Origin of the sequence: Microbacterium sp. NC79 (genome assembly GCF_019061125.1) — a bacterium.
Taxonomy (GTDB): Bacteria; Actinomycetota; Actinomycetes; order Actinomycetales; family Microbacteriaceae; genus Microbacterium.
The window spans coordinates 1,237,710-1,256,663 of record NZ_JAHQYI010000001.1 but is presented as its reverse complement, the minus strand read 5'-3'; the positions used below and the strand labels follow the sequence as shown (position 1 = coordinate 1,256,663).

Genomic DNA, 18,954 nt, shown 5'->3' with positions numbered 1-18,954 from the left:
AGGGCCGACGATACAAGATCGTCGGCCCTTCGCTCAAAATTACTCAGCCTTCTTGGCAGGAGCCTTCTTTGCAGCGGGCTTCTTCGCAGGCTTCTCGTCTGCGTCAGCCGCTTCGTCCTTCTTCGCGGCCGACTTCTTCGCGGCGGGCTTCTTTGCAGGAGCCTTCTTCGCGGGCTTCTCAGCCTCGGCCTCAGCCTCGTCAGCGTCGTCCTCAACGGCAGCGAAGCCGCTCAGGTCAACAGCCTTGCCGTCGGTGTCGACGACCGAGACCTTGCCAAGAGCAATCGCGAGTGCCTTGTTACGAGCAACCTCAGCAACGAGTGCCGGAATCTGACCGTTCTGCTGCAGAATGTCGGCGAACTCCTGCGGAGCCATACCGTACTGGCCAGCCGACTGCACGACGTACTGCGTCAGCTCGTCCTGACCAACCTGAACGTTGGACTGCTCCGCAACAGCGTCGAGAACCATCTGCGTGCGGAACTGCTTCTCGCTTGCTTCGGTAACCTCTGCACGGTGTGCGTCGTCTTCGAGGCGGTTCTCGCCCTCGAGGTGCTGGTGCACCTCGTCTTCGATGAGAGCGGCCGGAACCGGGATCTCGACCTTCTCGAGGAGAGCCTCGATGAGCTTGTCGCGAGCGGCAGCACCCTGAGTGAAGACGCCCTGCTCGGCAACGCGTGCCTGCAGGCTGTCGCGCAGTTCAGCGATGGTGTCGAACTCCGAAGCCATCTGAGCGAAGTCGTCATCTGCTGCCGGAAGCTCGCGCTCCTTGACAGCAACAACGGTGACAGCAACCTCTGCCTCTTCGCCAGCGTGCTCGCCGCCGACCAACTTCGAGCGGAACGTGGTGTCTTCACCAGCGGTCAGCGTCTCAACAGCCTCGTCGGTTCCCTCAAGCAGTTCGCCCGAGCCAACCTCGTAAGAAACACCCTCGGCGCGGTCGATCTCGTTGCCGTCGATCGTTGCGACCAGGTTCAGCTCAACGAAGTCACCCTTCTTCGCAGCGCGGTCAACGGTGACCAGCGTGCCGAAGCGGCCGCGCAGGCGGTCGAGCTCTTCGTTAACAGCGTTCTCATTGACAGCAACAGCGTCGACAACGAGCTTGATGTCGGCAAGTGCCGGCAGCTCGAACTCGGGGCGCACGTCAACCTCGACCTCGACAACCAGGTCGCCAGAGAAGTCCTTCTCCGACGGCCATTCGACGATGTCAGCCGACGGGCGGCCAAGAACGCGAACCTCGTTGTCGTTGACAGCCTGACGGTAGAAACCGTCAAGACCCTCGTTAACGGCGTGCTCGATAACAGCACCGCGGCCAACGCGCTGGTCGATGATGGGAGCCGGAACCTTGCCCTTGCGGAAGCCGGGGATCTGGATGTCCTGAGCGATGTGCTCGTACGCGTGTGCAACGGAAGGCTTGAGCTCTTCCGGCGTGACCGTGATGCGCAGCTTGACCCGCGTGGGGCTCAGCTTCTCGACGGTGCTGTTCACCATGCTTGTTCGTTCTCCTTGTTGGTTCTTCACGCGCAGATGCGCTGGTGAAGATTCTGGATGGTCGTTGGTCGGGGCGACAGGAGTTGAACCTGCGACCTCCCGCTCCCAAAGCGGGCGCTCTACCAAGCTGAGCTACGCCCCGGAACTATTGCGCACAAACGCACGGAAACGACCCCCGAAAGTCTAACCGAAGTATTTGGTCTTCTGTGCCGCGTCGACACGCGGTGGGTAAAAAAATCCCCAAAGCGTCATTGGCATCCGAAATTATCCGCTAGTGTAGACACGTTCATTCCAATGAACACCGAACGCGATAAGCTTGAAAAACCGCGTAAATTCGCCGTTCGGGGCTGTAGCTTAATGGTAAAGCCTCTGTCTTCCAAACAGATGACGCGAGTTCGATTCTCGTCAGCCCCTCCACAAAAACTCCCGCCTCAACACGGGAGTTTTTCTCATTCTCGGCACTGGTTCCGCCCGCCGCACGTGTCGATCGGGGTCTCATGTCGCAGGAAGAACAGTCCAACGACTCGCCATCGAAGCCGCATGCCAGACGTTCCGCCGCATCGCCGGCCCCGCTGCCGAGTTATGCATGAGCGTTTTCAGTTCTGCATGAGTGAACCGGCGATTTACCCTCGACACACCGTGTTTTCACGCTGTTTGGGCGTTTGGCTCATGCATAACTGAAGTGGCTCATGCATAACTGAATCTCCGCGTGCGTGAGCGACGTCGCGTGCGTGAGCGGCCTCGCGTGCGTGAGCGGCGTCGCGCGTGTCGTTGGCAACGCCGTCTACGTCCGCAAGGTCAGCCGCCTGCGTCACGCAGCCATCGACGCCCTTTGGCTGGCAATCGCCGAACGCACAGTCGTGGTCAATTCCGCTGTCAGCGCATTCGGGTGTGCAACACCGGTTACGGCCGCTGCGGTGGTGGGTCAGCAACAAACGTGCCAACGACCATTGCCCAGAGCCATTCGGCGGCAACGTCAACATCCGGCAACGGATCGTGCCGCAGCCACGCGGTGACGACACCGAGCGCTGTGCCTCCGTAAGCCTCACCGACGACATCGGTGGGAATGGTGAAGGCACCGGCCGGCACAACGCGCGTGACCACCTCAATCGCGATCCCGCCAATGTGGCTACGCAACTGTGCAGCCACAACACCCGAGCCGTGATCACCGAGCACGCGACGATATAGCTGCGCGTGATCGCGAATGTGCGTGAGGTAGGTCAGTAGCGCGGGCGGCATGGGATCGGTGGGTTCGGCAAGCTCCATCTCACGTAGCGCCTGGGTTGCTTCGTCAACAGCAACCTGCAGAGCATCAGCGAGCAGCGCGCCCTTGTCGGAGTAGTGCTGGTAGAACGTGGAGCGGTTAACGCCAGCCAGCGTCGTGATGTCCGCGACGGTGATCTCATCGAGCGAGCGCTCCCCCGCGAGCTGAATGATGGCATCGTGCAGCACCGCGCGACTACGTGCGATCCGGGGGTCCATACCCTCGATCTTCGCAGAGTCATCCGCCGAAACCGGGAGTTTGCTCAAATGTCTCGCCTCGACAAAACTTTTCCGACAACTGTTGGATAGTGTTGATTCTGGGTTCGAGGAAGCACCTGTGTCGTCCACTCACACGAAGGATCACTCATGGCGGAATTGCTCTACCGACTCGGGCGCTTCAGCGCGCGCCGGGCGTGGGCTGTCATTGTTGGCTGGCTGGTTATTTTGGGCCTCGCAGGCGGGGCATTCCTCGCATTCGGTGGCGCGCTCGCCACCAGTTTCTCGATCCCCAATACCGAAACCGAACGCGTCAGCGACCAGCTCGCAGACACATTCCCAGAGCTCACCGGAGCATCGGCGACCGTGGTCTTCGCGACCGACGATGGTTCCGCATTCACCGAAACCCAGCAGGCCGACATTGCCGCACTGCTGAGCAACATTGCGAGCTTCGAGGGTGTTGCCGGCGTCACCGACCCGTTCGCGGTGGAACAGCTCCGGGCGCAACAGGCGGCCGCGCTGGCCGACGGCCAGACACAAATCGATGCGGGCAAGGCTCAGCTCGATGCCTCCACCACGCAACTCGATGCGGGCCAAGCACAGCTCGATGCGGGTCGCGCGCAGCTCGAGGCCGCCATTGCCGCGGCGCAGGCAGACGGCACGTATCCCGCGGCGCAGCCGGTCTTCGACGCGCAGCTCGCGGGGCTTGCCGAAGAGCAGGCAAAGATTGATGCGGGTCGCGCGCAGATTGAGACCGGAACCACGGAGCTGGCAGCTCAGCAGTCCACCGTCGCTGATGGGCAGACGCTCGTCGATCTGAGCGCAAACTTGTCGATGGTGTCGGAGAGTGGGACGACCGCGATGGGCGCGGTCCAGTTCGACGAAATGGTTTACACGCTTCCTGACGAGCTGAAGGCCGACGTGCGCGAAGCTCTCGATGGCGCCACCATTAGCGGTGTGTCAATCGACTACTCGGCAACGATCACCATGAGCGTGGACGGTTTGATCGGTGTCGGTGAGATCGTGGGCGTGCTGATCGCTGCGCTCGTTCTGATCATCATGATGCGGGCGTTCCTTCCCGCCGTGACCCCACTGTTGAGCTCCATCGTCGGTGTCGGTGTTGGCGTTGCCGGATCCCTCGCGTTCTCCGGCGTCGTTGACATGGCATCGGTCACCCCGGTTCTTGGCGTCATGCTCGGTCTTGCCGTTGGCATCGACTACTCACTGTTTATACTCAACCGACACCGCCGCCAGCTGATGCAGGGCATCGACGTCGAAGAGTCGATCGGTCTGGCCAACGGAACCGCAGGTAACGCGGTTGTCTTTGCCGGCACCACGGTGATCGTTGCCCTTGCCGCGTTGCTTGTCACGGGCATCCCCTTCCTTGGTGTCATGGGAATTGTCGCCGCAGCCTGCGTTGCCATCGCAGTGCTCGTGTCGATCACCTTTACCCCCGCACTCCTCGGCCTCATGAAGTTGCGTGTGCTCTCCAAGCGCAAGCGCGCGCTGATTGGCGTAGAAACGACGACGCAGCGACCGCTCAAGGCCATGCGCGTTGGCCGCTCGCTCGTGGCCGCCACGGTGGGTGTCGCCGCCCTGCTCATGATTGCCATCCCGGCCCTCTCGATGCGTCTTGGCCTGCCGGATGGTTCCTCGGAGCCCGTGGAATCGACCCAGTACCAGGCGTACAACATCGTCGCCGACGAATTTGGAGCAGGACAGAACGGCACCCTCCTGGTTGTCGCCACGTTTGATGAGCCCATCGATGAGGCTGCTCAGCTCGCAACGCAGGCCAGCATCGGAACGCAGCTCGGCGCGCAAGACGACGTTGCCGCTGTCGCCCCGGTGGCCGTTTCCACCGACAGCACGGTCTTCGCATTCCAGGTCATTCCGACCGATGGCCCCACGAGCGAAGCAACTGAAACCCTCGTTCACACTCTGCGAGGACTCGACCTCACCGAAGATGCAACGCTCGGCGTCGCCGGCCAGGCGACCGGAAACATCGACGTCTCGGAGAAGCTCCAGGACGCGCTGCCTGTTTACCTTGTCGTGGTGATTGGTCTGTCGCTCATCATCATGATCCTGGTGTTCCGCTCCATCCTGGTTCCGGTGATCGCAACCGCCGGATACGTGCTCTCGCTATTCGCAGCGCTGGGTGCCGTCACCGCGATCTACCAGTGGGGATGGCTGGCTTCGATCTTCGATGTGCACTCCCCCGCCCCCGTGCTCAGCTTCGCGCCGATCATCATCATGGGCGTGCTGTTTGGTCTTGCCATGGACTACCAGCTGTTCCTGGTTTCCGGCATGCGTGAGGCCTTCGTGCACGGCGTGCCCGCACGCGAAGCCGTCGTTGCCGGTCTTCGCAATGGCCGTGCCGTCGTCACCGCTGCCGCGATCATCATGATCTCGGTGTTCGGCGGCTTCGTGTTCAGCCACCTCACGATGGTGCGCCCGCTCGGCTTTGGCCTGGCGATCGGCGTACTCTTCGACGCCTTCGTGGTGCGTATGGTGATCGTGCCCGCCATCATGACGGCGCTCGGCAAGTCGGCCTGGTGGCTGCCGCGCTGGCTCGACCGCATCATGCCGGATGTCGATGTTGAGGGCGCTTCGCTGGAACGCACCCACTCAGCGCCGAAGACCGACGCCGATGACGAGGCGAACGACCCCGATTCAGAACGCGAACTCGCCCTGAACAGCTAGCACAGCTACCGCCATATGCCACTGTCTGCGTGCACATTGCAGACAGTGGCATATGTGCTTTCATCACACCCTGTTGAGGGCCAAATCGTGATGTGATGGTGTCACCGGCAACGACGCTGGGAGCGGTGATGCCGCGTTGCGAAACGGAGATTCTGTGTTTGTCAGCCCTCTGCCCCCTGTCGACGTGCCCGCTGTCAGGTTGTACGACTTTCTCTTTGCGAACCTGACGCCCACCGATCGTGAACGAATCGCGCTTATTGATCCGTCGACCGGAACGGAAATAACCTTTGCTGAGCTGGCGGCCAATATCGACGCGTTTGCTGGCGCCCTCGCTGTACGCGGCGTCACCACGAGCACGGTCATCGGGCTTCTGTGCCCGAACACCACCGGATTCGTGACCGCATTTCATGGCGCTCTACGCGCTGGTGCCACGGTTACCACGATCAACGCTACATATACCGAACGGGAGATTACGTCTCAGCTGACTGACGCGGGCGCTGACTGGCTATTGACGATCTCACCACTCCTCCCCCAAGCTCAAGCGGCGGCCGACGCGGCGGGTATCGTTTCATGACGGAGATGAGCCCGGTCTCGCATATGATTTCCGCTCAAGACGCCACGAGCCCGGTCAGCTCAATCGGCACACTCGTGCCGAACATGGAGTGTAAGCTCATCGATCCAGAAACCGGTGCTGAACTTACAGAGTTCAATGCCGATGGGTTCACTGACCCCGGCGAGATGTGGCTACGTGGACCGAACGTCATGCTCGGATACCTCAATCGCCCGGATGAGACAGCGGCAGTCTTGGATCAAGACGGCTTTCTACACACCGGCGACATTGCCACGGTCCACCGTGACGGCTACTACACGATCATCGATCGGTTGAAAGAGCTCATCAAATACAACGGATTCCAGATCGCTCCGGCCGAACTCGAGGCGCTCCTTCTGCAGCACCCGGAGATTAGCGACGCGGCCGTCATCGGTGTCAATGCGGCTGATGGCCAGGAAGTGCCGAAAGCGTTCGTCGTGCGAAGTGCAGACAGCGCCCTGACCGCCGATGACGTGATGGCTTTCGTCGCCGCGAACGTTGCGCCGCACAAGAAGGTGCGCGCCGTTGAGTTTATCGACGCTGTACCGAAGTCCAGTGCCGGAAAGATCTTGCGAAAAGATCTCCGTGCACAAGACGCCAACCGGTGACCGACTAGATGAGACCGAGGCTCGAAACCGCCTCGTACTCGTCACGAAGCTCGGCGACTGACGCATCAATGCGCCGACGTCCGAAATCGCTAATCTCCAAGTCGGGAACAATCGTCCAGTCGCCATCCGCCGTGGTTACCGGGAACGACGACACGAGGCCGGGCGGAACGCCGTACGAACCGTCAGAGGGAACCGCCATAGAGACCCAGTCGTCGACAGCGGAACCATGAATCAGGTCGCGTGCGGCATCAACAGTTGCTGAGGCTGCGGATGCGGCGGAAGACGAGCCCCGTGCTTGGATAATGGCCGCGCCGCGCTGGGCAACGGTGGGGATGAAATCGTTTTCGATCCACGCGTCGTCACCGATAACGGTGGTCGCCATCTCGTCGCCGATGCGAGCATGCGCGAGGTCGGGAAACTGCGATGCCGAGTGGTTACCCCAGATGGTGACGCGAGAAATATCGCGCACCGCCGCCCCGGTCTTAGCAGCCACCTGGGAAATCGCGCGGTTGTGGTCGAGTCGGGTGAGCGCTGAGAACCGCTCCGCTGGAATGTCGGGGGCATTTCGCTGGGCAATCAACGCGTTTGTGTTCGCCGGGTTACCGGTCACGATCACACGCACATCATCGGCGGCGACCTCGTTCAACGCGCGCCCCTGCTCGGTGAAGATCGCACCGTTTGCCTGGAGCAGATCGGCACGCTCCATGCCGGGCCCGCGCGGTCGCGCACCCACCAGTAACGCGAGGTTCGCGCCATCGAAAACCTGGCGCGGGTCTGAGCCGATCTCAATACCAGCCAGGAGAGGGAATGCGCCGTCTTGAAGCTCCATCACGACGCCTTCGAGCGTGGGCAGTGCGGGCTCAATCTCCAGCAGACGCAGACGGAAAGGACGGTGACGGAAGATGCCGCCGGCGGCAATCCGAAACAGCAGGCTGTAGCCGATCTGACCGGCGGCACCGGTGACGGCGATGGTGGGGATCTCCGTAGTGGTCATGCCGCTACCGTAACGCAGCCCGGGTCTCACCTCGGTACCCTCGGCTCCCCGACTCAGAATGGCAGGCCGCTCACTCACACACTCACGTCGATGCTGAGGTTGTACATATCACCATCGTGAACTCACTCAGATGCGGGTAAATCAGGCGATTATCACAAACAGAACACACGAGCCACGTGGCGTAATGAGTTCGAGACGACGTGCGGATACACTTACGCAACACATGACTCGTGCACAGATGGGTGTTCTTATGAAGAGCCGTATTTCCCGAATCGCGCTGTTGGGCTTGACCGCTACCGCAGCCCTGACCCTGTCCGCTTGTGGTGGCACCGCGGGTGACGCCAATGGTGGCGACGTCGACGGCGCCATCAAGACCGTGACTGACGGCAAGCTGACCGTCTGCTCCGACATTCCCTACGAGCCGTTCGAAATGCTTGACGAAGCAACCGGCGAGCCGGTCGGTTTCGACATTGACATCGCGCGCCAAGTGGCCGATGACATGGGCCTCGAACTGGCTGTCGTCGACTCCTCGTTCGAAGCAATCACGTCGGGTCTGTTCGGTACCGACTGCGACATTGCTGCATCGTCGATCACGATTAACGATGAGCGCAAGCAGAACGTCGACTTCTCGGAGCCGTACTACAACGACGCTTTGGTTCTCGTGGCGTCGAAGGACTCCGGAATTAAGTCCTTCGACGATGCCAAGGGCAAGACCGTCGGTGTGCAGGCGGCAACGACCGGCGCAACCTACGCCCGTGACAAGGGTCTGGACCCGACCGAGTACGAAGACTCGGGTCAGCAGATCCTGGCGCTGACGGCGGGCGACACGGTTGCCTCGCTCGGCAACCAGTCCGTTCTGAAGTTCGCTATCAAGGGCAACGACAACTTCTTCGTCGTCGAAGATATTCCGACGGAAGAGAACCTCGGCATTATTGTACCGAAGGGCAAGAACGCGGAAATCCTGGCTGAGGTCAACAAGACGATCAAGAAGCTCAAGGACAGCGGAGAACTCGCCAAGCTCGAAGCAAAGTGGTTCGAGGGTAAGTAAGTTGTTTCGGGCCGGCTCGCGACATGCGGGCCGGCCCACTCATCGAAAGGTGCCCTCATGGCATTAACCGCCACTCAGCGGAGGCGACGGAGCCTCTGGATTCAGGGCGCGATTGGCGTTGCCGTCATCCTCGGGCTCGCGTTCACCATCAACTGGGCAGGCGTGGCCGACTCGTTCCTCCGCTTCGACGTCATCCCGAAACTGTTCCCGACGATTCTGTTCCCGGGCCTGTTCAACACGTTGCTGTACACGGTGACATCGTTCATATTCGGCCTCACCCTGGGCTTGATTCTCGCGCTGATGAAGATGGCAACGTTTAAGCCGTATCAGTGGATTGCTACCGTCTACATCGAGTTCTTCCGCGGAATTCCCGCCCTGCTCGTTCTGATTGGCGCAGGCTTCCTGCTGCCGATCGCTTTCCAGGGACTAAAGCTCCCCCTCTGGGCGACCGTCATGGTCGCGCTCGGCATGGTCTCCGCCGCCTACATGGCAGAAACCCTGCGTGCCGGCTTGCAGGCTGTTCCCAAGGGACAGATCGAAGCCGCGCGCAGCCTCGGCATGTCTCACACACGCGCGATGATCACGATTGTGATCCCGCAGGCGTTCCGAATCGTGTTGCCGCCGCTCACCAACGAAGTCATTCTGCTCACGAAGGACTCGTCGCTGGTTTACGTGCTCGGCATGCAGGCAATCAACTATGACATCACCAAGATCGGCCGCGACGGCATGATTACATACGGTGGTGGCGCGACCGCCTTCGTAGTCGCCGGTTTGCTGTATTTGGTTATTACGGTTCCGCTCAGCATGCTCGCTCGCTGGTTCGAGCGCCGCAGCGAACAGAACTCCCAGCGCCTGTCGCGAAAGGAAAAGTGATGACCATCCCCGTTATCGCCCCAGCCGGTGTGCAGATCACTGGCCTGCGCAAGGCCTACGGATCAAACGAAGTCCTCAAGGGTATTGATCTCAACGTCCGTCAGGGCCAGGTCGTGTGTCTCATCGGCCCGTCTGGGTCCGGTAAATCCACGCTGCTGCGCTGCATCAACCTGTTAGAACAACCCAACGGCGGAACCATTCACGTCGCCGGCTTCGACGCCACGGATGCAGATGTCGACGTTGACGCGATGCGCGCACAGGTCGGCATGGTGTTTCAGCAGTTCAACCTGTTCCCGCACCTGACAGTGCTACAGAACTGCACCGTCGCACAGGAAAAGGTGCTGAAGCGCTCACGCGCCGAGGCCGAAAAAGTGGCACGCCAGCACCTCGCCGCCGTCGGCCTCGCTTCCCTTGAGTCGCGCTACCCTGTCGAGCTCTCCGGCGGTCAGCAGCAGCGCGTTGCCATTGCGCGCGCGCTTTCGATGGATCCGAAGCTCATGCTGTTTGATGAGCCGACGTCGGCACTTGACCCAGAAACCGTTGGCGACGTGCTCGCGATCATGCGTGGGCTTGCTCGCGATGGCATGACCATGGTGGTCGTGACGCACGAAATGGCGTTCGCTCGCGAGGTTGCCGATCACGTGGTGTTTATGGACGGCGGCGTCGTCGTCGAGCAGGGCCACCCGAACGACCTGATCGGTAATCCGCGGGAGCCACGCACACAAGACTTCCTGCGCCGCGTGCTCGACCCGACGCACGTTGAAGTGTCCCGCGACACCGCGAGCGTGAGGGCAATTCAGGACGACGCGTAGACGTGATGAAGGCGGGCCCGATCTCGTCGGGCCCGCCTTCTATCGTTCTCGTGGGATCAGGCGTCGTTGACGGTTTCTGCGTGATTGGCGGAGTGGACAAGGTACACGGCTGCGTTCTTCAGGAGCCGCTCCTTTTCTTCATCACTCAGCTCTCGACGAACCTTAGCGGGCACACCAGCTACGAGGGATCCGGGCGGCACGATGGTTCCCTCCAGCACCACTGCTCCCCCGGCGACCAGGCTGGCCGCACCAATCACCGCTCCCGACAGGATGACGGACCCCATGCCGATGAGCGAACCGTCCTCCACCGTGCAGCCGTGCACAACCGCGTTGTGACCAACTGACACGTCTTCGCCGATGATGACGGGGTGACCCGCATCGACGTGGACCGAGACGTTGTCTTGCAGGTTGCTTCGAGCGCCGACGGTAATCGACGCGCTGTCACCACGAAGGACCGCGTTGAACCAGGCGCTCGAGCCTGCCGCCAACCGCACGTCGCCGATCAGGCGCGCTCCGGCAGCAACAAATGCTGACTCAGCAATCGTGGGAGTCATGCCAGAGACGGGCAGAACCGAAGCATCAGGTGAAATCGTCATGCCCTGACTCTATGGCGAGCGGGCGAATCTACCCAAGCGGGCCTCTTGTTGGCGACGGCATGCGTACGCCATCATTCACTCAACGCTACGAAAAAGGAGCACACTATGGTTCCGGAAATTAACTACTGGGCCGTCATCCTTGCGACGCTGTCGACGATGGTCGTCGGCACCGTTTGGTACACCCCAAAAGTTTTTGGCGACAAGTGGATGAAACTCGCGAAGGTAACCCTCGGTTCCGGAGCCAGCGCCGTCGTTCCGATTCTGGTCACCCTCGTGGTGAGCTTTCTGTCGGCCTGGGTACTCGCCGGCGCAACCACCATCGCGCATCATTTCTACCAGGGAAGCTACCTGATCGCGGCGCTTGTCACCGGCATCCTCCTGTGGGCCGGATTCACCGCGGCTCGCTTCATCACGCACGACGCCTTCGAAGGACGCCCGAGTGCACTGACGATCATGAACATTGCCCACGAACTTGTCACCGTCGTCGTGATGGCCCTCATCATCGGTGTCTGGCCGCCCGCCCTCGGTTAACGAACTTTCTTCGCTTAGCCTCACCTAATTATCGCGTTTTATCAGGGAGTTAGCCCAGCCTCAGCTTGCTTGCGCCCGGGAATGAGAAGAGTAATTTAGATGTTGTTACACAGACCAACCGCTCCGAGGAGGACCTCATGACCACGTCGAAGACCATCGCAACGACCGCCAGCGACCCGACGGTTGCCGCAGGTTCCGCACAGTTCCTCACGCCGCTCGTGCACAGCCTGCAGGCGCTCGTACTGAACGGCAAGCAAGCGCACTGGCACGTCCGTGGCGCGAACTTTGTCGGCGTTCACGAACTGCTTGACACGGTCGTTGCTCACGCCATGGAGTGGGCTGACACCGCCGCTGAGCGCATCGTGTCGCTTGGCCTCCCGGTCGACGCTCGCGCCAGCGTCGTCGCTGCCGAAGCGGGCGAGACGGCTGTTCCTGCCGCGTTCGCCAACTCCGTCGACATGATCCACGCTGTTGTCGCGGACATCGATGTGATTCTGGCTCAGACCCAGGAAGCCATCGATGGCCTCGACGAGGTCGACCTGACCAGCCAGGACGTTGCGATCGAGATTCGCCGCGGCCTCGAAAAGGACCGCTGGTTCCTCACGGCACACGTCGCAGCCTAATCTGACGCATCGAAAGCGGGCGCTTCCTCCAGGAGGCGCCCGCTTTCGCATACCCCCACCTCGCGAAACTCAATTTGGTCGGCGAAACACAAACGCGCCGCATGTTTCTCGCCGACCAAAATGTGTTTCGCCCGGTCGCGCGGGGGCGGAACCAGGGAGGCGGGTAATGAGGGTGAGCGGGGTGGTGTGGCGCGCTAGCCGAGGTGCGTAAACCGACCTCCGAGCAGGGTCGCATTCACGACCATGCTGCGTAGCTCCTTGCCACTGGCAGCGTACGGATCCTGGGCACAAAACACCAGGTCAGCGTCTGCGCCAATCTCCATCAGCGGTTCGTGCTGTGACCCGCCGACTGACGCTGCCACCGCCGTCGCAACATCGAGACGCTCATATTCCAGCCAGGGCTCACGCTCGTCGGCCGTACGGTCCACGGCATTCGCCATCGCCAGCCACGGATCCAGCGGCGCGACCGGAGAATCGGAACCAAAAAGCAGGTTGGCGCCGGCATCGTGCAGGGATCGCAACGGGTAGGCGGCACTCGGCTGCCCTGCCCACTCACGATCAGCGAGATCGCGATCATCAACGGCATGCGTTGGCTGGACGCTCGCGGAGACACCTGCGCGAGCAAAGCGGGGTAGGTCGACCCGTGACACCAATTGCGCGTGTTCGATGGAGCCCCACGCGCCTGTCGTCATGAAAGCGTCAAGCGCGTGCGAGTTCGCCACGTCGCCAATCGCGTGAATTGCACACGCGAACCCGCTCCCGGTCGCAATCATCATCAGCTCAACAAGATCCGCTGGCGTGATCGCCATGTGGCCGGATGTCTCGTCTGGATACGGGTGCGAACACGCTGCCGTGCGGGTACCAAGGGAACCATCGGAGATCGCTTTGAGCGACCCGACGGTGATGAGTCCGAGTTCGTCAATGGCATCACCCGTCGCGATACCATGCGCGATCGCACGCGCGAGATCTTGCGGGTACACGCCAAACTGCACGCGTACGGCGTCGAATCCGTCTGCCGCTCGGCGCACCCACGGCGCCAGGTTCCACCCGAAGTCGTAGTCGATCATTCCGACAACACCGCGCGAAGCGGCACGATCAGCGACCTCAGAAACGGCGGCGTCAAGCACATCAGCGTCGAGCTCACCAAGCCGACGACTGACGTCAAAAGCGACATCTTCGCGCACCAGACCGCTTTCCGTGGCGATCATTCCTTCGCGCAGGAAAGCAGCGGAGTTCATCCAGACGCTATGCAGGTCCATATTGACGATGTACGTCGGAACGTGCCCACTCGCCTCGTCCAGAACCGCCAAGGTGGGCCGGTCGTGCCACAATCCGTCACGCATCCGCACGCCGATGCGGCGCCCATCCGCTGCCGGGACGACCTTACTCATGATGGCGGCTGCCTCACCGGCCGTCATGGCCGACATAACATCGGTACGCATGGCCGCTAACGCAGTCGGCGTGGAGTGAATGTGGTGATCCCACAAGCCAGGCATCACCCAGGATCCCTCGGCATCCCATACCGGCCCATGGTGCTTCAGTGCGCCAACGGGGGCGAAGTCCACAATCTTTCCGCCGTTGATAACCACATCGCAGACATCATCAAATGGGACATACTGACGGGTGGGACCGGCGATACGAACGTTGCGCACGGCGACGGGGTGCGTTCCCAAAGCGATCATGCGCGTGCCTCTCGAATGGCGTCGTGTGCGCGCTTCATTTCGGCAGCGAGCGGGCGATTGGCGTAGGCGCCGGAACCAGAAAGCTCAGCAATGATGGTGTCGACGGCTTCATCTGGTTTGTTTTGGCTCAGCTTGCGCTTCGCGACAATCTTCGTCGGCGTCAATCGAAAGCCCATGGTTCCGCGCTCCATCCGGGTCACGAAGCCGGCGTCGTTCGGCGCTTCCCACATCAGGCGGGGGTCCGGTTCCGCGCTCTCGAAATGGGTGACGAGCTTGTCGAGCACGACCAGGTTCTCCTCCGTGGTCAGCAGCTCTGGCACACCGGTGAGGTGTACTGCGACGTAGTTCCAGGTTGGAACAGCTGCCACCTCGCCGTACCACCGTGGCGTGATATATCCGTGCGGCCCTTGAAAGATGATGGTCAGTTCGCGCTCACCGAGACCATGAATGAAGTCATCGGGCTTGCCGACGTGTCCGACGACAGTGAGGTTATCTCGCTCGTCATCCAGGAGCACGGCGTAGTGAGAAGCCACGACGCCATCGTCGGTTGCGCTCACCAGCGTCGCCCAGGGGTTGCGCGCGATGATGCGGCGCATTTCGGCGATGTCAGCCATCGCAAAGCTCGGGTTTTGACGCATGGCTCTCCTCAGGCCTGGCAGCGCGGGCACCAGTAAAGCTTGCGGGCCTGCATCTCTTCCAACACGATTTCCGTTCCGCATTCGCGACAAGGCAACCCCGCGCGGTGATAGACCCAGTGCCGGTCATCACGGTGGGCCATCGCTCGACGATACGCCTCCGGGTCTAAATCGTCCATCGTCATCATCTGGCCGGTTTCAACGCCGATGCTGAGCAAATTGACCCAGTCGCGCCACATGGCGCGTAGCGTGTCTTCGCGCACGGCTTTGCCAGGCGTGTGCGGGTTAAGCGCCGCGCGAAACAGCATCTCTGCACGGTACACATTGCCGATGCCACTGACAATGCTCTGGTCCATCAGTAGCTGACCAATGGCGACATTGCGCCGCTTGACGGCGGCCACAAAACGCTCTTCGCCCTCACCGGTGTCTCCCACCAGCGGGTCGGGCCCAAGCTTCGCGATCGACGCCGCGACCTCATCGGGTGTCTGAATTTCACACGCCGTCGGGCCGCGCAGATCGGCACAGACGCTCTCGGTGAGCAACCGCAGGCGAACCGTGCCAACGATCGGGGGCGGCCATTCAGCCAGCTCGTCGTCACCAAGCCCCTTCGTTTGCTCGCTCATGCGCACATTGACCCGCGTCTTGCGGGGTGCGCCGATCGAGGCCAGAGAGTTCTCGCCTGCGTCGTCGAAGATCGTGCTGTCGATATCGGTGCCGCGCTGATTGGTCTGACCCATGCGACCATTTGCTGACGCGATGGTGGCGTCCATCAGAATCTCGCCGGCAAAATCCCACGCACCGTAAAGGCCGAGGTGGACGCGCAACCAGATCGCATCGTCGAACTCGACAAACATCTGCTTGCCTACCGCTTTGGCTGCCCGCACTTCGCGCCCATTGAGCACCATGGCGCCTTCATGAAAGCGCCCCTGTGGGCTGGAAGCCGTGACGGTGCTTCCGACGAAGTTGCGTTCGATCTGCCGCGCGATGCGGTGAACGGAATGGCCCTCGGGCATTACGCGCGCGGGTCAGGAAGAAGTGAGCCGTCGCGCTCGAAGTCTGCGATCTGCGCAATACGGCGCACGTGGCGCTCGTCGCCAGGGAACGGCGTGTTAATGAAGAGCTCAATGAACGACACGACCTCGTCAAACGAGTGCTGGCGGGCGCCGATGGAGATGACGTTTGCGTTGTTGTGTTCGCGCGCCAGTTCTGCCGTGGAAAGGTTCCACACCAGCGCCGCACGAATGCCTTCCACCTTGTTGGCGGCGATCTGCTCTCCGTTGCCGGAACCACCGAAGACGACACCGAGCGCCTCAACGCCAGCCTGCTGGTCGGCTACGACGCCCTGGGCAGCACGAATGCAGAACGCGGGGTAGTCATCGACGGCGTCATACTCGATCGGACCGTGATCGATCACGTCGTGACCGAGGCTGCGCAGGTGCTCCTGCAACTGGGTAGAAAAGTCGAGACCGGCGTGATCGGTGGCGATGTGAATGCGCATTGGTCAAGTCTATTCATTCTGCCCACGTCTCGAAGCCTTCCGCCCGTCTTTCCCGCACGAAACGCGACGCTGGCGTAGGCTGACTTTTTGGTGCCGCCGCCAGCAGCGTCGGTGCTGCGAGCAGAAATGACTCGTTCCCCCATCATCCAAACCACGGGAGCCATTCAGTGCCTGGAGAGAACCTCACACGGATCGAAGCACAGGAGCGCCGCGCGGTCGTCGACACCCAGTCGTACGACATTGCGCTGGATCTGACGACAGGAGCCGAGGTCTTCCGCTCCACGAGCGTCGTTCGTTTCACCGCGACAGAAGGCGCCTCGACCTTCATCGACCTGATCGCACGCGATGTGCTGGAGATCACCCTGAACGGTGCATCGATTGACCCGGCCACCGCGTTCGCAGATTCACGGATCGCCCTCGACAACCTGGCCGCAGACAACGAGCTTCGCATCGTCGCTGACTGCCTGTACACCAACACGGGTGAGGGTCTGCACCGCTTCGTTGACCCCGTCGACAACGAGGTGTACCTCTACTCGCAGTTCGAGGTTCCGGACTCCCGCCGCGTCTTCGCCGTCTTCGAGCAGCCCGACCTCAAGGCCGTGTTCACGTTCACCGTGACCGCCCCTGCTGCGTGGAAGGTCATCTCCAACTCCCCCACTCCCGAGCCCGTTCCCGCAGGCGATGGCGTCGCAACGTGGACTTTCGAGCCGACGCCGAAGATGTCGTCGTACATCACCGCGCTGATCGCTGGACCGTACGAGTCGACGCACTCCGAGCTCACGAACGCGGCTGGTCGCGTCATTCCGCTCGGCGTGTACGCCCGTAAGTCGCTGTGGCCGTTCATGGACGCCGACTACATTTTCGACAAGACGCGCGAGGGATTCGCATACTTCGAGGAGAAGTTCGACTACCCGTACCCGTTCGCAAAGTACGACCAGCTTTTCGTTCCGGAGTACAACGCTGGCGCGATGGAGAACATCGGCGCCGTGACGTTCACCGAAACGTACGTGTTCCGTTCCAAGGTCACCGACGCCATCAAGGAGCGTCGCGTCGTCACGATCCTGCACGAGCTCGCACACATGTGGTTCGGCGACCTGGTCACCATGAAGTGGTGGAACGACCTGTGGTTGAACGAATCGTTTGCCGAGTGGGCATCGACGATCGCCACCGCTGAGGCCACCGAGTGGACCGAAGCGTGGACCACGTTCAACGCGATGGAAAAGACGTGGGCGTACCGTCAGGACCAGCTGCCGTCGACGCACCCGATTGTCGCCGACATCAACGACCTGGAAGATGTTCAGGTCAACTTTGATGGCATCACCTACGCCAAGGGTGGTTCCGTACTCAAGCAGCTCGCTGCCTGGGTCGGTATTGAAGCGTTCTTCGCCGGTGTTGCCGCCTACTTCAAGAAGCACGAGTACTCCAACACCGAGTTGCCCGACCTCCTGACTGAGCTTGAGGCCACGAGCGGTCGCGAGCTGGGCACATGGGCGAAGAAGTGGCTGGAGACGGCTGGCGTCAACACATTGACGCCGCTGATTGAGACCAACAGCACCGGAACCATCACCCGCTTTGCGATTACGCAGACCGCTCCTGCTGACTACCCGACGATTCGCCCGCACCGTCTGGGCGTCGGATTCTACGATCTGACGACGAACGGCCTCGAGCGCGTGCACTACGCCGAGCTCGACGTTGACGGCGACCGCACCGAGGTGGAAGAGCTCAAGGGACTGGCGCAGCCTGACCTCGTGTTGCTGAACGACAATGACCTCGCCTACGCGAAGATTCGCCTGGACGAGCGCTCGCTGAAGACGGCGATCGACCACCTCGGCGAGATTCGTGACCCGCTGGCCCGCTCGCTTGTCTGGGGCGCGGCGTGGGACATGACCCGCGACGCCGAATCCGCGGCAAGCGACTACATCGACCTCGTGCTGAAGAACATCGGTCGCGAGACCGAGTCGACGACGATTCGCACCACGTTGCAGCAGCTCCTTCTGACGGCAAACAGCTACGTCACGCCGGAAGACCGCGACGCCACGCGCGCCCGCGTCGGCGACGGACTGTTTGCCCTCGCGCAGGAAGCCGCAGCCGGTTCTGACAATCAGCTGCAGTTTGTCCAGGCGACGGCATCGGCTGCCGCGACACCGGAACAGTTCGCTCGCGTTGCGCAGATCCGTGCGGGCGAGATCGCTTTCGAAGGTCTCGAGATCGACACCGACCTGTCGTGGGCGTTGCTCGTCGCGCTCGCTTCCGGCGGCGCCGTCGATGCCGCCGTGATTGACGAGGCGCTGGCAGCCGACAACACCGCCAAGGGTGGCGAGTTCGCTGCCCAGGCGAAGGCGTCCCTCCCCGGTCACGTGGCCAAGCAGACCGCATGGGACTCGCTTGTCGCCAACGCCGACCTGCCGAACACGATCGTTCGGGCAGCGGCCGTCGGATTCAACAACCCGACGACGCGTGAGGACCTTGTCGCGTTCATCCCCGCGTACTTCGAGAGCCTGCTCCCGATTTGGGAGTCACGCACGTACCAGATCGCGAACTACCTGATCACGGGCCTGTACCCGTCGGCTCTCGCAAACGAAGAGCTGTTGACGGCGACGCGCAACTGGCTGAAGGAGAACGCGTCAGCGGCTCCGGCCCTGCGCCGTCTCGTCCAGGAGAACCTCGCTGGTGTCGAGCGGGCGCTCGCCGTGCAGGAGCGCGACGCCGAGTAACACCTCATGTGCGAAGGGGCGGGCCATGTGGCTGGCCCCTTCGTCATTTCTGGCTCCCCCGCTTCCAGGCGCATCAAAGCCGCG

At 61.7% G+C, this 18,954-nt stretch carries 17 protein-coding genes and 2 tRNA genes; 10 read left to right on the top strand and 9 right to left on the bottom strand.

Annotated elements, in window-relative coordinates:
- Positions 1–39: 39 nt before the first annotated feature.
- Positions 40–1,488, bottom strand: coding sequence for a trigger factor (tig, locus tag KTJ77_RS05600; protein WP_217337476.1), 1,449 nt, complete (start codon positions 1,486–1,488; stop codon positions 40–42).
- A gap of 65 nt (positions 1,489–1,553) precedes the next feature.
- Positions 1,554–1,630 (bottom strand) — tRNA-Pro (locus KTJ77_RS05595).
- Positions 1,631–1,831: 201 nt separating this feature from the next.
- Between KTJ77_RS05595 and KTJ77_RS05590 the strand changes: the two genes are divergently transcribed.
- Positions 1,832–1,905: transfer RNA gene (locus KTJ77_RS05590), tRNA-Gly, on the top strand.
- Between the two features lie 486 nt (positions 1,906–2,391).
- Here the strand turns inward: KTJ77_RS05590 and KTJ77_RS05585 are convergent.
- Positions 2,392–3,018 carry a TetR/AcrR family transcriptional regulator gene (locus KTJ77_RS05585; RefSeq protein WP_217337475.1) on the bottom strand — a complete coding sequence of 209 codons (627 nt, stop codon included), beginning with the start codon at positions 3,016–3,018 and terminating at the stop codon, positions 2,392–2,394.
- Between the two features lie 99 nt (positions 3,019–3,117).
- On the opposite strand from KTJ77_RS05585, the gene KTJ77_RS05580 reads away from it, so the two are divergent.
- The 3 genes from KTJ77_RS05580 to KTJ77_RS13685 all read left to right on the top strand — a co-directional run bounded on the left by KTJ77_RS05580 (position 3,118) and on the right by KTJ77_RS13685 (position 6,864).
- Positions 3,118–5,667 (top strand): MMPL family transporter, encoded by a 2,550-nt coding sequence (locus tag KTJ77_RS05580; RefSeq protein WP_217337474.1) that lies wholly within the window; start codon positions 3,118–3,120, stop codon positions 5,665–5,667.
- A gap of 184 nt (positions 5,668–5,851) precedes the next feature.
- The gene (locus KTJ77_RS13690; RefSeq protein WP_367948841.1) at positions 5,852–6,241 is read left to right on the top strand and encodes an AMP-binding protein; all 390 of its coding nucleotides are present in this window, start codon (positions 5,852–5,854) and stop codon (positions 6,239–6,241) included.
- Entirely contained in the window at positions 6,238–6,864 is a 627-nt protein-coding gene (locus KTJ77_RS13685; RefSeq protein ID WP_367948840.1) for an AMP-binding protein, read from the top strand. The genes KTJ77_RS13690 and KTJ77_RS13685 overlap by 4 nt, the downstream gene beginning before the upstream one ends.
- A gap of 4 nt (positions 6,865–6,868) precedes the next feature.
- On the opposite strand, the gene KTJ77_RS05570 is transcribed toward KTJ77_RS13685, so the two are convergent.
- Entirely contained in the window at positions 6,869–7,858 is a 990-nt protein-coding gene (locus tag KTJ77_RS05570; RefSeq protein ID WP_217337473.1) for a malate dehydrogenase, read from the bottom strand.
- Positions 7,859–8,081: 223 nt separating this feature from the next.
- Between KTJ77_RS05570 and KTJ77_RS05565 the strand changes: the two genes are divergently transcribed.
- The 3 genes from KTJ77_RS05565 to KTJ77_RS05555 are packed head-to-tail and all read left to right on the top strand — an operon-like array spanning position 8,082 to position 10,591.
- The gene (locus tag KTJ77_RS05565; RefSeq protein WP_254367371.1) at positions 8,082–8,906 is read left to right on the top strand and encodes a transporter substrate-binding domain-containing protein; all 825 of its coding nucleotides are present in this window, start codon (positions 8,082–8,084) and stop codon (positions 8,904–8,906) included.
- Positions 8,907–8,963: 57 nt separating this feature from the next.
- Positions 8,964–9,779: an amino acid ABC transporter permease gene (locus KTJ77_RS05560; protein ID WP_217337472.1), complete on the top strand. Its 816-nt coding sequence runs from the start codon at positions 8,964–8,966 to the stop codon at positions 9,777–9,779.
- Positions 9,779–10,591, top strand: coding sequence for an amino acid ABC transporter ATP-binding protein (locus KTJ77_RS05555; protein ID WP_217337471.1), 813 nt, complete (start codon positions 9,779–9,781; stop codon positions 10,589–10,591). The genes KTJ77_RS05560 and KTJ77_RS05555 overlap by 1 nt, the downstream gene beginning before the upstream one ends.
- 56 nt (positions 10,592–10,647) lie before the next feature.
- Here KTJ77_RS05555 and KTJ77_RS05550 read toward each other — a convergent pair whose 3' ends face one another.
- On the bottom strand, positions 10,648–11,187 hold the full coding sequence (locus tag KTJ77_RS05550; RefSeq protein ID WP_217337470.1) for a gamma carbonic anhydrase family protein: 540 nt from the start codon (positions 11,185–11,187) through the stop codon (positions 10,648–10,650).
- 105 nt (positions 11,188–11,292) lie between these two features.
- Between KTJ77_RS05550 and KTJ77_RS05545 the strand changes: the two genes are divergently transcribed.
- A complete protein-coding gene (locus KTJ77_RS05545; protein WP_217337469.1) occupies positions 11,293–11,718 on the top strand; it encodes a DUF1761 domain-containing protein in 426 nt (141 codons plus the stop codon).
- Positions 11,719–11,855: 137 nt separating this feature from the next.
- A complete protein-coding gene (locus tag KTJ77_RS05540) occupies positions 11,856–12,341 on the top strand; it encodes a Dps family protein (protein WP_217337468.1) in 486 nt (161 codons plus the stop codon).
- A 194-nt stretch (positions 12,342–12,535) separates the two neighbouring features.
- On the opposite strand, the gene KTJ77_RS05535 is transcribed toward KTJ77_RS05540, so the two are convergent.
- The 4 genes from KTJ77_RS05535 to KTJ77_RS05520 are packed head-to-tail and all read right to left on the bottom strand — an operon-like array spanning position 12,536 to position 16,156.
- Positions 12,536–14,023: an amidohydrolase gene (locus tag KTJ77_RS05535; RefSeq protein ID WP_217337467.1), complete on the bottom strand. Its 1,488-nt coding sequence runs from the start codon at positions 14,021–14,023 to the stop codon at positions 12,536–12,538.
- Complete coding sequence (locus KTJ77_RS05530; protein WP_217337466.1) at positions 14,020–14,661, bottom strand: FMN-binding negative transcriptional regulator; 642 nt, start codon at positions 14,659–14,661, stop codon at positions 14,020–14,022. Before KTJ77_RS05530 ends, KTJ77_RS05535 begins: the two co-directional genes overlap by 4 nt.
- 8 nt (positions 14,662–14,669) lie before the next feature.
- Positions 14,670–15,671 (bottom strand): Fpg/Nei family DNA glycosylase, encoded by a 1,002-nt coding sequence (locus tag KTJ77_RS05525; protein WP_217337465.1) that lies wholly within the window; start codon positions 15,669–15,671, stop codon positions 14,670–14,672.
- Positions 15,671–16,156, bottom strand: a complete 486-nt coding sequence (locus KTJ77_RS05520; RefSeq protein WP_217337464.1) for a ribose-5-phosphate isomerase — start codon at positions 16,154–16,156, stop codon at positions 15,671–15,673. The genes KTJ77_RS05525 and KTJ77_RS05520 overlap by 1 nt, the downstream gene beginning before the upstream one ends.
- A gap of 167 nt (positions 16,157–16,323) precedes the next feature.
- Here KTJ77_RS05520 and pepN point away from each other — a divergent pair, with 167 nt between their 5' ends.
- Entirely contained in the window at positions 16,324–18,870 is a 2,547-nt protein-coding gene (gene pepN, locus KTJ77_RS05515) for an aminopeptidase N (RefSeq protein ID WP_217337463.1), read from the top strand.
- Positions 18,871–18,954 lie beyond the last annotated feature (84 nt).